Below are 14,104 nucleotides of genomic sequence, written 5' to 3'. Positions count from 1 at the left end.
CACTGCCAATCAATGGATTCCGCGGCGTCACTGACTTTGCGGATTGACCCTGACGGCTGACTTTGCTTGCCTCTAAGCAGATATTCCGCGGAATTAGATCGCTTTGTCAGAGGCTTCCGCTGCACAGATAACGTAACGATGGAATCCCATATGACCGCCCTGCCCGATACGATGTTCGCTATTGTTCAAACTCATGAAGGGTATTCGGGCAGCGCCACGGGGCCAACATTGACTGAGGCGTCTGATTGGCTGGCCGAAGCAGAGCTTCCCGTCCCCACGCCAGGCCCCGGGCAGGTTCTGATCAAACTTCGCACTGCCTCGGTCAATCCCTCCGATATCCACTTCATCAAGGGTGAATATGGCCAGCCACGCGTCAAAGGCGCCGCCGCTGGATTCGAAGGTTGTGGCGATGTCGTCGCAACAGGTAGTGGGGCCGAAGCGCTGCAGGGGCAGCGTGTGGCCTTTGTCGCGGCGGGTTCAGGCGCTTGGGCCGAATATGTGATGACGCAAGCGATGATGTGTATCCCCCTGCGACCGGACATTTCGGATGAGGACGGTGCTGCTCAGATCGTGAACCCTCTGACTGCGATGGCGATGGTGGATATTGCCCGCGACGCCGGAGAGGCTTTTGTAGTCTCTGCCGCGACCAGTCAGCTAGGCAAACTTATGTGCAGCTTGGGGCGTGATCTGGGTTTGAAGCCAATCGCGCTGGTGCGCCGGGCGGAAACGTCGGACACAATGAAAGAGCTTGGAGCTGCCGAAGTTCTGGTGACCGGTGATGCCGATGTTGCAGATCAGTTCGCAAAGATCAGCGCAGCCCTGAAACCCCGTGTCTTTCTGGATGCTGTCGCCGATCAGCTCTCCGAGCAGGTTTTCTGCGCCATGCCAAATGGCGCGCGCTGGGTGTGCTACGGCAAACTCAGTCCCGAATTGCCGACGCTGACACAGATGGGTCAGCTGATATTCATGAGCAAACAGATTGAAGGGTTCTGGCTGACCCGCTGGATGATGGACACACCCCCTGCTGATCAGATGCGCGTTGTTGGTGAAGTTCAAGCGCGGTTTGCGGATGGCCGGTGGCGCACGGACGTGTCGGCCCGGCTTTCTTTACGGGAGGTTTTGCCAAATCTCGCGAACGCGCTGAAAAAGAGTGACGGCAAGGTGATTATCACGCCATAGTAGAACAAAGCGCCGGGCAAATCCGGCTGAGGGAGGGTGAGATTGGATAACGCACAGCTGCTGATCAGCGGGCTGGCGAACGGCTGTGTCTATGGCCTGATCGCTCTTGGCTTTGTGTTGATTTACAAGGCCACCGAGGCGGTGAATTTCGCGCAGGGCGATTTCATGATGCTGGGTGCTTTCGTTACCATCGGCCTGACCAACACAGAGTATATGGGCCTGCCCTTTTGGTTGGCGCTGCCGATCTCATTGGGGATCATGGGGGCGTTGGGGTATCTGGTCGACCGGCTGATCATCCGCCGCCTGTTTGGCGAAAGCCAGACAGCTGTGGTGATCCTGACCATCGCATTAGGCTTTGTAATCCGATTTGTCGCCGGGCTGATCTGGGGGCATGAGCCGCAAACTCTCCAGAACCCTCTCGCGGGTAAGGAATTCCGTTTTGGTAGTCTGGTCCTGGGAATGGAGGATGTGGCCGTGATCGTTGTCACCGTCCTGCTGACATGGGGCCTATACGTGTTTTTCAGCAAAACCAAGTTGGGGCTTGCGATGCAAGGCGCGTCTCAGAACCAATTGGCGGCGTATTATATGGGCATCCCGGTCAAGCAGGTGCAGGGGTTTATCTGGGCTCTGGCCGGAGTTGTTGCGGGGATTGCCGGGATTTTGTTCGCGGCAAAGGGCTCGGTTGATCCCACAACCGGATTGCTGGGGATCAAGGCTTTCGCGGCTGCGGTGATCGGCGGGTTCGGCAGCCTGCCCGGCGCCCTGGTCGGAGGACTTATCGTAGGTGTCATTGAGCCTTTCGCCAGCCGCTATATCGCTGCTGGGTATAGTCAGATTGCCCCCTATGCCTTGTTGCTGGCGGTGCTGATCTTCCGACCGCACGGGCTGTTTAGCCAAGTGCGGGTCAAGAAGGTCTGATCGCCATGCGGGTTGTTTTCAAAACCAACTATATGCAGGACATTCGTCCGTGGAAGGACGGTTATCAGCTAAGCCTTTACCTGATCCTGTTGGCCATCGTTGCCGCCGCACCTTGGTGGCTGGACGATTTCTATCTTGGGGAACTGACCAATGTTCTGATCTGGGCCATTGCAGGGCTCGGCCTGATGATCCTGACCGGTCATACCGGGCAGGCCAGCCTTGGCCATGCCGCCTTTCTGGCCGTCGGGTGTTATGCAAATGTCATCCTGATCGAAGCAGGCGTGCCCTTTTTGCTGGCTTTCCCGCTGGCAGGCCTGTTGACCGGCATCGTCGGCGCAACGGTCGCCATCCCTGCCCTACGCCTGCACGGCATCTATCTGGCGATTTTCACGCTGGCCCTGTCCGTGCTGATGGACGACATCATTGTTCTGGCCGAGCCCATCACCGGAGGCGTTGCCGGCAAATATCTTGGTGGCGTCGAAATCTTCGGGCATCTGGTCGACCGCTGGGCCACGCCGGGACAGTTCTTCTGGCTGGTGCTGACCGTCGCCGTCATCGTCACTTTTGTGTATATCAACCTGCTGCGCTCGCCTTTGGGTCGCAGCTTTATCGCTGCACGGGATTCTGAGGTCTCGGCGCAAGCCATGGGCGTTGATATCGCACGCACCAAAACGATTTCGTTTGCGCTGTCCTGCGCGGTCACCGGTCTGGCGGGTGCGCTAATGGGGCTGTTTGCTGGGGCGTTCAACAATGAGACGTTCAGTGTTGTGATCTCGATCCAATTGCTGATGATGATCGTTATCGGCGGACTAGGTTCGATCCATGGCGCGTTTCTGGGGGCAATCGTGATCGGGTTTCTTCCGCAGTTCCTGTCGATTTCAAAGGAATACGCGGCCGTCCTGTTTGGCGGCAACACGGTCGCCATTCCGGGGTTGGAGTTTGGCATCTTCGGCATGATCCTGATTGCTTTCATCCTGTTTGAGCCAATGGGTCTGTATGGTCGCTGGCTGAAAATCCGAACATGGTTCGAGCTGTTTCCCTTCTACCGCAAGGACATGTTCAAACGGCAGAAATCCTACCTCAAGACGGAGCGTCTGAGATGAGCCTGCTGGAGTTCGAAAACGTAACACTCAAGTTCGGCGGGCTGACTGCGGTGGATGACCTGTCATTCGAAGTCCAGGAGGGCGAGGTATTCGCCATTGTCGGCCCGAACGGCGCGGGAAAATCGACGGTCTTCAACCTGATCTCGCGCTTTTACGACCCCTTTGCCGGGGCGATCCGGTTTGATGGGCATGACCTGCTGCGTGTCAAACCCTCGGCCGTCGCGGCTTATGGTGTTGCGCGGACGTTCCAGAATATCGAGCTGTTCGAGCACGCAACCGTTTTGCAGAACCTTCTGGTCGGGCGTCACCGCCATCGCAAGACCAACCTGATCTCGGAAATCCTGTTCACGCCTTCCGCGCGCAGGCAAGAGATCGAAAACCGCGAAAAGGTTGAGGAAATCATCGACTTCCTCGATCTTCAGGCCTTTCGCGACAAGATGATCTCGGGCCTGCCTTACGGCGTGCGCAAGGTGGTCGAGGTCGCCCGCGCGCTTGCCACTGATCCGAAGTTGCTGCTGCTGGACGAACCCGCCTCGGGCCTGTCGGTGGAAGAGACCACCGATATGCGCTGGTGGATTGATGATATCCGGCGGCAGATGGGGATCACCGTTCTGATGGTGGAACATGACATGGGACTGGTCTCGGGCGTTTCCGACCGGGTGCTGGCGATGGCAGACGGAGCAAAACTTGCGCTAGGAACCCCGGCAGAAGTTCAATCGCATCCGGCCGTGGTCGAGGCCTATCTGGGAAAGGCCTCATGAGCCAACCGATCCTCAGCATCCGCAATATCGAAAGCTTCTATGGTCCGATCATGGCCATTCGCGGTGTATCGCTGGATGTGCACCCGGGTCAGATCGTCTCGATCCTGGGCGCAAATGGCGCGGGCAAGACGACTCTGATGAAAACCGTATCAGGCGTGATGGATCCTGAAAAAGGCACGATCACATTTGATGGTCAGCAGATACAGGGATCGGAACCACATAAGGTGGTGCAGCAGGGCATCGTTCATGTGCCGGAGGGACGCGAGGTTTTCCCGCTGTTGACGGTTGATGAAAACCTGAGCCTTGGGGCCTATACCCTTTCGGATAAAGGCCAGATCGATCATGATCGCGATCTGGTTTTTTCATATTTTCCCGTCTTGAAAGAGCGCCGCACACAAGAGGCTGGTACGCTATCTGGCGGGCAGCAGCAGATGCTGGCAATCGGGCGAGGCCTTATGGCCAACCCACGCATCATGCTGCTGGACGAGCCTTCGCTGGGCCTGTCCCCACTGCTGGTGCAAGAGATTTTCGGCATCCTGAAACGCCTGAATGACGAGCAGAACATGACAATGATGCTGGTTGAGCAGAATGCGAATGCGGCGCTGGAGCTTGCCCACCATGGCTATGTGATGGAGATCGGGCGGATCGTCATGGATGGCGCGGCTGAAACCTTGCTGCAGTCCGAGGATATCCAGAATTTCTATCTGGGCGTTCAGGAGGAAGGTGCGCGGGAAAACCGCCGCTGGAAACGCAAGAAGACCTGGAGGTGAGCCAGATGGATGCAAGCCCCCTTCCCCCTCAGACCACGATCAACGGCGTGCGGTTCAACGCAACACCCGGACAGCGGCCCCTGCGCGTCGATGGCTGCACCACGATTTGCGAGCTGTTCCAGAAACGATGCGCCGAGTTGGGGTCGCGCACCGCGCATCGTGAGAAGGATTTCGGTATCTGGAAGTCCTATTCCTGGGCCGAATACTGGCAGCACGCCAAATGGATCGGGCTGGCCTTGCGCAAGCTGGGCCTGCAGCGTGGCGAGGTCGTCTCGATCCTGTCCGAGGACCGCAAGGAATGGGCGTGGTTCGATATGGGCATCCAATGCGTCGGAGGGATTGCTTCGGGCGTCTACACCACGGATTCGGCCAACCAGCTGAAGTACCTGATCAATGACAGCGACAGCCGATTTCTGATCGTTGAAGATGAAGAGCAGTTGGACAAGTTCCTTGAAGTCGAAGAGAATCTGCCCGATCTGCTCAAGGTCATTATCCTTGAGGACGAAGGCCTGCACGACCTCAGTCATCCCCGCTGCATGATGATCGGAGATCTGTATGCTCTGGGTCAGCAGACCGAGGCCGACGAACCCGGCGCGTTTGAGGCCGAAATCGCGCGGGCCACGCCGCAGGATACTGCTCTGCTGATCTATACCTCGGGTACGACCGGCAACCCCAAGGGCGCCATGCTGAGCCATGAGAACATCATGGCCGCGATTGAGGGCGGAGCGCATTCCCTGCCCTCACTCGCGACGGACGAACAGCTGTGTTTCCTGCCGCTCTGCCATGTTCTGGAGCGCGATGTTTCGATCTATTACCCACTGGCGACAAAAAGCACGGTGAATTTCGCGGAGAGCCCCGAAACGGTGTTCGCGAACCTGCAAGAGGTCTCTCCGGCCACCTTCACCGCCGTCCCCCGTGTGTGGGAGAAGATTTATTCTCACGTCATGTTCATGGCGAAAGAAGCAACACCGACTGGGCGTTTCGCCTTTAGGCAGGCGCTGAAGGCGGGCATGGCGCGGGCAGACTATATCCTTGCCGGCAATCCCGTCCCCCTGATGATTGGGCTGCGGTTCTGGTTATGGGACCGGCTGGTCTTACACAATCTGCGCCGGATGCTGGGAATGGACCGGATGCGGCGCGGAGGTTCGGGCGCTGCTCCGATCTCACCGGATTTGCTCAGGTGGTACTGGGCCATCGGTGTACCCATCGTCGAAGGCTTCGGGATGACCGAAACCGCAGGCATCTCGGCTCTGAACACGCTTGAGGCCAACAAGATCGGCACCATTGGAAAACCGGTTCCCGGCAACGATCTGCGGATCTCGGAAGAGGGAGAGATTCAGGTCAAAGGTCTGAATGTCTTTCAGGGCTACTGGCGCAATAATGCCAAGACAGCTGAGAGCTTCACCTGCGACGGTTGGCTGCGCACCGGTGACATGGGGCATATCGACGAGGAAGGTTTTGTTACAATCACAGGCCGCCTGAAAGACATCATCATCACCGCAGGCGGCAAGAACATCACACCTGCTGAGATCGAGAGTGGTCTGAAATTCAGCCAATATATCTCAGACGCCGTGATCATCGGGGATCGGCGCAAATATCTGACAGCGCTGGTGATGATCGATCAGGAAAACGTCGAGAAATTCGCGCAGGAGCGGAAGATTCCATTCTCGAACTTCGCCTCCCTCTGTGCGGCCTCTGAAGTGACGGCGCTGATCGGCGATGAAATCGCAGCAGTCAATAAGGACTTTGCACGGGTCGAACAGATCAAGGATTTCCGGCTGATCGATGTGTTGCTCACCGCTGAGGATGAAGAGCTGACCGCCACGATGAAACTCAAGCGTGGTCTGGTGGAAAAGAAACACGCACATCTCATTGAAGATATGTACAATTAGTTAAGGGGCGACCCAACAGGGAGGAGAAGAATGAAACATTTGTTTAAGGGCATTGCCGCAGCCACGGCATTGACTGCATCTGCCACGATGGGCTGGGCACAAACCCAAGGCGTGACGGATGATGAGATCGTCATCGGATCGGTGAATGACCTCAGCGGTATATTCGCGGCCGTGGGCGTGCCAGCGACCAAGGGCGCAAATGTGGTCTTTGACCGGGTCAACGCCGAGGGCGGTGTTCACGGGCGCAAGATTCGCTTTGTGGTCGAGGACAACGGCTATCAGATGCCGCGCGCGATGCAGGGCTATAACAAGCTGCTGAACCGCGACAAGGTGTTTGCCATGTTGCAGTCACTGGGCACGCCGATGAATGTCGCTGGGTTCAAGCTGCTGGACCCGAAAGGTATTCCTAACGTCGCCCCCCTGACCGCGGCGCGGCAAATGCTGAAAGAGCCTGTGAAGAACAAGTTTACCTCGTTCTCGACCTACTATGATCAGGCGCGGATCGGTGTGAAATATCTGAACGGTGAGTTTGGCTCGCAAACCGTTTGCACCATGTATCTGCCCACCGATTTCGGCGAGGAAATTCTGGAAGGCAGCAAAGCCGGGGCCGAAGAGGCTGGCATTGCTTTTGGTGCAGAGACCACCCACAAGCCAGACGAGACGGATTTCGTCGGGTCCTTGAGCAAGCTTAAGGAAGAAGGTTGCGATATCGTCACGATGGCGCTCGGTGTGCGTCAGGCGATCACCGTTGTTGGAACGGCCAAGAAGATGGGTCTGACCGATATGAAGTTTCTCGGCACCTCGGCCAGCTTTCTGACCGTTGTGGCACAGGTGCCCGGCGGTGTGACGGATGGTTTTTACGCTGCAGCGTCCTGGCTGGACCTGTGGGCCCGCGCCGAAGAGCCCGCCCCGGCTGCTTTCATCGCGGAATACAAAGCGGCCACGGGCGAAGACCCGGTCGGTTTCTCGATGCTGGGCTATTCAGCGGCCGAGATGATGGTCAAGGCGCTGGAAGCCGCAGGACCTGACCTCACTCATGACAGCTTTATCGCTGCGATGGAGTCGCTGGATTACATGGACGAGTTGGTCGGCAACCAGATCACCTATGGCCCGGACGACCATCAGGGCGCAGATACCGTCTTTGTCAGCGTCGTGGAAAATGGTGCCTGGAAACTGGTTTACGAAGAATAAACCCACCAAAGAAAAAGGGCTCGCAATTGCGAGCCCTTTCCAATTTTGTGTCCGTAGCGATTAACGCTTCGAGAACTGGAACGAACGACGTGCTTTGCGCTTACCGTATTTCTTACGTTCCACAACGCGGCTGTCGCGGGTCAGGAAGCCAGCGGCTTTCAGAGCGCCACGCAGCGAGGGATCGTACAGTTGCAGGGCTTTTGAGATGCCGTGCTTGACCGCACCGGCCTGACCGGTCAGGCCACCGCCTTTGACGGTTGCAACAACGTCGAATTCGCCTTCAACACCAGCAACCTGGAACGGCTGGCGCAGGATCAGCTGCAGAACGGGACGAGCGAAGTACTTGTCCTGATCTTTGCCGTTCACGGTGACCTTGCCGGAGCCCGGCTTGATCCAAACGCGGGCAACAGCGTCTTTACGCTTGCCGGTGGCATACGAACGACCCAGTTCGTCACGTACGGGTTCACGTACGATGACTTCTTCGGCCACGGTTTCAACGCCTGCGACGGCGCTCAGCTCTTCGAGAGTATTGATCTGATCAGCCATCGGTCATTAGCTCCGGGTGTTTTTCTTGTTCATGGACTTTACGTCCAGAACTTCGGGCGCTTGCGCCTCGTGGGGATGCTCGGCACCGGCGTAAACGCGCAGGTTGGTCATCTGCTGACGCGCCAGACGGTTACCCGGCAGCATGCGCTTGACCGCCTGGGTCACAACGCGCTCGGGGTGTGCACCCTCAAGGATCTGCTGCTTGGTGCGCGACTTGATGCCGCCCGGGTGGCCAGTGTGCCAGTAGAAGTTTTCTTCGCGCTTCTTGCCGGTCATCTGGATTTTGTCAGCGTTGATGACGATGACGTTGTCGCCCATGTCCATGTTCGGGGTGAACGACGCTTTGTGCTTGCCACGCAGGCGCATGGCGACGATCGAAGCAAGGCGGCCCAGAACAACGCCCTCGGCGTCGATCAGGATCCATTTCTTGTCGATGTCTGCAGGTGTTGCAGAAAAGGTTTTCATGGCAGGATAGTCCTGTTTGATGTGAAAGACCGCCCCCTTACGGAGCGGTCCGAATTCGATGGAGGGGGTTTAGACCTACTCGCAATGCAGGTCAACACACGCAATTCAGATTATTAACAACAATAACAATAACTTATAAAATAGGTATTATTTTACCCCAAGAATGTCACTACTATGTCGAACCCTGTGAAGCTCAGGTGTAGCCCGCTGATCGAGTTTTAGATTGGAGATTGTCATGCAGGAATTGAAACAGGTCATCGCTGACTATGGAGCGGCGTGGCAGGAAACCGATCCGGAACGCCGGCGCGACCTGCTCGAACGTTGTTTTGCAGAGACCGGCCGCTATGTCGATCCAACGGCGGATGTTTCGGGGCGAGATCAACTGAGCGCACATATTGGCGCGGTCTTGGACGACACAAATGGACGGGTTGATATCACCAGCGAACCAACCACACATCATGATGTGGTTCATTTCACTTGGCACATGGTCGCGCCAGACGGTGCGGTCATGGTCGCTGGTCATGATTTCATTCGCTTGGACGCACAAGGCAAGATCGCCCATCTGGCCGGTTTCTTTGGAGACCCGGTGCCTTTGTCCTAAACGCTGATCTGTTCGGGCGGAGTATCCAGCAATGCCCGCAAACGCAGCATTGCATCTTCGAACTGAGACAACGAAACATGCCCGTTCACGGCAATGCGCACTGCATTCGGCGCACGCCCGTCGCGCAGGGCGAACTCGTCGGCTGATCGCAGTTGGATCCCTTCCCGCTCGGCAGCCCGGCTGAAGGCGGCCGACCGCCAACCCGAGGGCAGGTTTAGCCAAAGGAACGGAATATGCGGGTCCCAGTTCAAATCGAAACCTCCAAGGGCATTCACAGCGACGCGGACATACTCACCCGTCTTGGAGCGGACCTCAGAGGCGAGTTGCCGCGCAGAAGGATGGCTTAGCAATAACCGGGTCAATTCTGCCAATGGCTGAGCGAGCCCAAAATACCCATATTCCGCCGACCTGCGTAGATCGACGCTACGCTCTTTTGGAGCGATGGCAAAACCGACACGCAACGCGGGTGTCAGAGTTTTTGAGATCGAAGAGACATGCCAGCCTCGTTCTGGCGCCAGCGCGCGATAGCTGGGCGCGCGAGCGTCGCCCATGCGATAGCAGTCGTCTTCGATGATCTGCAGATCGTGCTTGCGCGCGACCTCAACCACTTCCTTGCGGCGCTCCAGCGGTGAATGCCCGCCAGTCGGGTTCTGCACTTCGGGTGAGACGCAAATTGCCTGCGCCTGTGTTTGCCTCAGAATGTGATCCAGGGCATCGGGGCTGATGCCCCATTTATCCATTTTCACACCAACAACATCTGCCCGCATCAATTCTCCGGCCCGGCGGAAGCCTGCATAGGACAGGTCTTCGACCAGAACCACGGGTTTGGCTCCGCTGAGGACGGTCTGGAACACAACGCAAAGCCCGCTCTGACCGCCATGCGTCAGAACGATATCATCCGCCGTTACCGCACCCAATGGTAGGTCTGAGAGCCAATCCACCACCACTTGCCGCACAGGCTGATAGGCGTCGCGCGTTGGATAGTTCATGAACATACGCGGATCACCCTGTGCGACCTTGGTCAGGCACTCTCGGATCAACGTAACCTGCCCCACATCAGGCAGGCGTGGGCTGAACAGGCTGACATTGGCGTCGTGCTTGCCATCCCGCAAATGCAACTGCCGCGACCAGACATCATCAAGGATCGGTGATCGCGGAGGGGCGACAAATGTACCACGTCCGACTTCGGCTTGTAACAATCCCTCGTCCGTCAGAATGGTATAAGCCCGTGCAACCGTGCCCGGTGTGATCTGCAATCGATACGCAAGATCGCGCACCGGGGGCAGCTTCACGCCAACCTCCAGTGTTTTGTTTTCAATTGCTTTTCGAATCGTATCGGCGACCAAAGTGTATTTTGGACCCTTCGCTTTGGGTAGCGATTCCGGCCAAATTGTATCCATTACAATTCTTCCTTTGATTTCGACACAATCTTGAATGTATCAACTCAATATATCGAACATCTCAACTTTGTGTCAATACAATTTGAAAGGATACCCACTATGACACGCGCAATGCACAACCCCGCCCTCATACTGCTGAACGACAGCCCCCGGCTGCCGCTGATCGCGGTTCTGGCCGTGCGGTTTGCGGCGTCGGTCACTCAGTGGGAGCAACGCCGCCGCAGTCGCATCAATCTGGGTAAGCTGGATGACAGGCTGTTGCGGGACGTCGGTCTGACCCGCCCTCAGGCTGACGTCGAAACCAGTCGCTATTTCTGGATGAGGTAAGTTATCCCCAGTCCCTTTTTTCATGGGACCTCTTCCTGGCCGGGGCTTGCCCCCGGCCTTTTTTATCCGAACGCGGCCGCTGCGGAGCCTTCGGGCGGTATGGAATAAGTCATGCTGGCCCGCGCAACCGGCTTATCCGATCCCTCGGAATACATAAGCACGTCACCTACAGCCAGTGTCCGCCCGAGTTTCAGCAGGCGACACTCAGCGATCATGTCCCTGCCACCTTCGGGCTTCCGAAGAAAGTCCATCGAGCTGCTGGTGGTGACCGCCAGTGATTGCCGTCCTTTGCGCGCCAGAACCATCGCATAGACACACACGTCAGCCAAGCCGAACATAGACGGCCCTGAGACCGTACCGCCCGGGCGCAGATGCCTGTCTTTGACCCGCAGCCGCATTGTGATGGTCGTCTCGGTCAGGTCCTCAACGACGAAATCTCCGTGAACCTGCGGAAATACCTGTGTCAGATACTCAGCCAGTTCTTTTTTGTTTAGCGCTAACGACATGCTTCCCCTCTTCGCCCTGCCCCCCTAGAGTTGGCCCAACAGCCAGCAGGAGGGCAAGATGGCAATTCTGGAACGTAACGACACAGGCGCCATTGCGCGGCTTGAGATGAACGCGCCTGAGCGCCTGAATGCACTGAGCGACGAGATGTTGGCCGCCCTTCAGGCCGAACTGGACGCCCTGCGCGAGGACAAATCGATTCGGGTTGTCATTCTCTCAGGTGCGGGCAAGGCGTTCTGCGCGGGGCATGATCTGAAGCAGATGACTCAGGGGCGGCAAGCTCCGGATGGTGGACTTTGCTATTTCCAGGACCTTTTCGATCGCTGCGCCAAGATGATGATGTCGATTCAGTCCCTGCCCCAACCTGTCATCGCGCAGACCCATGGCATCGCGACAGCCGCTGGCTGTCAGTTGGTCGCCACCTGTGATCTGGCTTTGGCCGCTGAAGGGACGCGATTTGGCGTCAACGGCGTCAATATCGGCCTGTTCTGCTCTACGCCAATGGTGGCGCTCAGCCGGAACATTCCGCGGAAACAGGCGTTTGAAATGTTGACGACCGGAGATTTTATCAGCGCTGACCGCGCCGCTGAGTTGGGTCTGATCAATCGCGTCGTGCCCGCCGATCAGTTGGAACAGGAAACCAATGCCTTGGCCGAGAAACTGGCGGCCAAGCTGGGCGCAGCTGTAAAGATCGGAAAAGAGGCGTTCTATCAACAGCTTCCGATGTCCACGGAACAGGCCTATGACTATACCGCCGAGGTAATGGCACAGAATATGATGCATCGTGACACCGAAGAAGGCATAACCGCATTTATCGAGAAACGACCGCCTAATTGGCAGCAATAACGCGATTATTTTATGCATTTTTACCTACTGTTCGCATTTTTGCACTTTTCAAAAGGGCGACACTGTGGCAATGGTGGGTCAAGGCTGAGGCCTCTTATGACTTTTGGGTCGCCGTGGGCGGAAGGTCCCTCCAAGCTGGTTTCTCTCACCGGCGTTGACATTCCCGCAGCGGCGACCCCAAGACCCTCCTAAGAAAATACACCCAATACTGCGCATTGCGCAGGACGTTGCAGTGCCCTATGTGGCAGCCCATGACAGAGAAATTGCATATCGTGGGCGGCGGCATGGCCGGGTCCGAGGCCGCTTGGCAGGCCGCAGAGATGGGTGTGGACGTCGTGATCCACGAAATGCGGCCTCAAGTGGGCACGTTTGCGCATCAAACCGGCAATCTGGCCGAGATGGTGTGTTCGAATTCGTTCCGCTCGGACGACGATGAGCAGAACGCCGTGGGCCTGTTGCATTGGGAGATGCGCGCGGCCAATGGTCTGATCATGACTACTGCAGACGCCCACCGCTTACCCGCGGGCGGAGCGCTAGCGGTAGACCGCGATCCATTTGCTGAGACGGTAACAGCCAAGCTCAAAGCTCATCCGCGCGTGTCTGTTACCGGCGAAGAATTTACTTCGCTACCTGCCGAAGGCCATTGGATCTTTGCTACCGGTCCGCTGACTTCTGCCGCTTTGGGAGATGCCATTCGCGCGGAAACCGGGGCTGAGGCACTTGCCTTCTTCGACGCCATCGCGCCTATCGTCTATGCCGACAGCATCGATATGAGCCAGGCCTGGATGCAGTCCCGTTATGACAAGGGCGAGACTGAGGAAGAGCGGACCGCCTACCTGAACTGCCCAATGGACCGCGACCAGTATGAAGCGTTCATCGATGCTCTGCTGGCCGCCGACAAGACAGAGTTCCACGAAGGCGAAACCGCCGGATATTTCGACGGCTGCCTGCCGATTGAAGTTATGGCTGAACGTGGCCACGAAACTCTGCGGCATGGTCCGATGAAGCCCGTGGGCCTGACCAACCCGCATCAGCCGGATGTAAAACCACATGCCGTAGTTCAGCTGCGCCGAGACAACGCTCTGGGCACTCTGTTCAACATCGTGGGTTTTCAGACCAAGATGAAATACGGCGCGCAAACAGATGTATTTCGCATGATTCCGGGGCTTGAGAATGCCAGCTTTGCGCGGCTTGGAGGCATTCATCGCAATACCTTCATCAACTCTCCAACCTTGCTGGATGCGCAAATGCGGCTGAAATCTCGGCCCAATGTCCGATTTGCCGGTCAGATCACCGGGGTCGAAGGTTATGTGGAAAGCGCCGCGATGGGCCTGCTGGCCGGTCGCCTCGCCGCCGCTGAAATTCTGGGTCGGACTCTGCCCGATGTTCCGCAGGACAGTGCCATGGGCGCTCTGATCCACCACATCACTGGCGGTGCAGACGCCAAAACATTCCAGCCGATGAACGTGAATTTCGGCCTGTTCCGCCCCGTGGACGGCCTGAAGGGCGGCCGCCGGGGCCGTAAGGATCGCTATAAGGCCTATACCGACCGCGCCAAGTCGGCTTGGTCGGACTGGTTGGCGCATTGCTGACTGGACGAT

Annotated in this window: 14 protein-coding genes and 1 pseudogene; 11 read left to right on the top strand and 4 right to left on the bottom strand. The window is 57.3% G+C overall.

The genetic code is table 11. The annotated features are described in order from the left end of the window. Positions 1-150 precede the first annotated feature (150 nt). Genes ACR0IV_RS04115 through ACR0IV_RS04085 form a run of 7 tightly spaced genes read left to right on the top strand, consistent with a single transcriptional unit; the run spans position 151 to position 7,814 of the window. The gene (locus ACR0IV_RS04115) at positions 151-1,179 is read left to right on the top strand and encodes an alcohol dehydrogenase catalytic domain-containing protein (RefSeq protein WP_480658562.1); all 1,029 of its coding nucleotides are present in this window, start codon (positions 151-153) and stop codon (positions 1,177-1,179) included. A 42-nt stretch (positions 1,180-1,221) separates the two neighbouring features. Beyond that, a complete protein-coding gene (locus ACR0IV_RS04110; RefSeq protein WP_480657704.1) occupies positions 1,222-2,097 on the top strand; it encodes a branched-chain amino acid ABC transporter permease in 876 nt (291 codons plus the stop codon). A gap of 5 nt (positions 2,098-2,102) precedes the next feature. Then, entirely contained in the window at positions 2,103-3,200 is a 1,098-nt protein-coding gene (locus tag ACR0IV_RS04105; RefSeq protein WP_480657706.1) for a branched-chain amino acid ABC transporter permease, read from the top strand. Beyond that, positions 3,197-3,961, top strand: coding sequence for an ABC transporter ATP-binding protein (locus ACR0IV_RS04100; protein WP_480657708.1), 765 nt, complete (start codon positions 3,197-3,199; stop codon positions 3,959-3,961). Before ACR0IV_RS04105 ends, ACR0IV_RS04100 begins: the two co-directional genes overlap by 4 nt. Continuing rightward, positions 3,958-4,731, top strand: a complete 774-nt coding sequence (locus tag ACR0IV_RS04095; protein WP_480657709.1) for an ABC transporter ATP-binding protein — start codon at positions 3,958-3,960, stop codon at positions 4,729-4,731. Before ACR0IV_RS04100 ends, ACR0IV_RS04095 begins: the two co-directional genes overlap by 4 nt. A gap of 5 nt (positions 4,732-4,736) precedes the next feature. After that, entirely contained in the window at positions 4,737-6,623 is a 1,887-nt protein-coding gene (locus ACR0IV_RS04090; RefSeq protein ID WP_480657711.1) for an AMP-dependent synthetase/ligase, read from the top strand. Between the two features lie 30 nt (positions 6,624-6,653). Further along, entirely contained in the window at positions 6,654-7,814 is a 1,161-nt protein-coding gene (locus ACR0IV_RS04085; RefSeq protein WP_480657712.1) for an ABC transporter substrate-binding protein, read from the top strand. A gap of 60 nt (positions 7,815-7,874) precedes the next feature. Here ACR0IV_RS04085 and rpsI read toward each other — a convergent pair whose 3' ends face one another. Next, positions 7,875-8,360, bottom strand: coding sequence for a 30S ribosomal protein S9 (rpsI, locus tag ACR0IV_RS04080; RefSeq protein WP_039535473.1), 486 nt, complete (start codon positions 8,358-8,360; stop codon positions 7,875-7,877). A gap of 6 nt (positions 8,361-8,366) precedes the next feature. Then, a complete protein-coding gene (gene rplM / locus ACR0IV_RS04075) occupies positions 8,367-8,825 on the bottom strand; it encodes a 50S ribosomal protein L13 (protein WP_039536983.1) in 459 nt (152 codons plus the stop codon). A gap of 235 nt (positions 8,826-9,060) precedes the next feature. Between rplM and ACR0IV_RS04070 the strand changes: the two genes are divergently transcribed. Continuing rightward, complete coding sequence (locus tag ACR0IV_RS04070) at positions 9,061-9,426, top strand: nuclear transport factor 2 family protein (RefSeq protein ID WP_480469838.1); 366 nt, start codon at positions 9,061-9,063, stop codon at positions 9,424-9,426. Here the strand turns inward: ACR0IV_RS04070 and ACR0IV_RS04065 are convergent. Continuing rightward, a complete protein-coding gene (locus ACR0IV_RS04065; protein ID WP_480657713.1) occupies positions 9,423-10,826 on the bottom strand; it encodes an aminotransferase-like domain-containing protein in 1,404 nt (467 codons plus the stop codon). The two genes, ACR0IV_RS04070 and ACR0IV_RS04065, sit on opposite strands and share 4 nt — an antisense overlap. 99 nt (positions 10,827-10,925) lie before the next feature. On the opposite strand from ACR0IV_RS04065, the gene ACR0IV_RS04060 reads away from it, so the two are divergent. Then, on the top strand, positions 10,926-11,153 hold the full coding sequence (locus ACR0IV_RS04060) for a DUF1127 domain-containing protein (RefSeq protein WP_480657715.1): 228 nt from the start codon (positions 10,926-10,928) through the stop codon (positions 11,151-11,153). 62 nt (positions 11,154-11,215) lie between these two features. Here ACR0IV_RS04060 and ACR0IV_RS04055 read toward each other — a convergent pair whose 3' ends face one another. Further along, positions 11,216-11,659, bottom strand: a complete 444-nt coding sequence (locus tag ACR0IV_RS04055) for a PaaI family thioesterase (RefSeq protein WP_480469841.1) — start codon at positions 11,657-11,659, stop codon at positions 11,216-11,218. A 49-nt stretch (positions 11,660-11,708) separates the two neighbouring features. On the opposite strand from ACR0IV_RS04055, the pseudogene ACR0IV_RS04050 reads away from it, so the two are divergent. Together ACR0IV_RS04050 and trmFO are read left to right on the top strand one after the other, a co-directional pair. Beyond that, positions 11,709-12,503 (top strand): annotated as a pseudogene (locus ACR0IV_RS04050) (enoyl-CoA hydratase); the annotation flags it as partial. Positions 12,504-12,754: 251 nt separating this feature from the next. After that, a complete protein-coding gene (trmFO, locus tag ACR0IV_RS04045) occupies positions 12,755-14,095 on the top strand; it encodes a methylenetetrahydrofolate--tRNA-(uracil(54)-C(5))-methyltransferase (FADH(2)-oxidizing) TrmFO (protein WP_480469842.1) in 1,341 nt (446 codons plus the stop codon). Positions 14,096-14,104: the final 9 nt, after the last annotated feature.

The organism is Ruegeria sp. C2, assembly GCF_056537765.1.
This window is presented reverse-complemented; position numbering and strand designations above follow the sequence as displayed.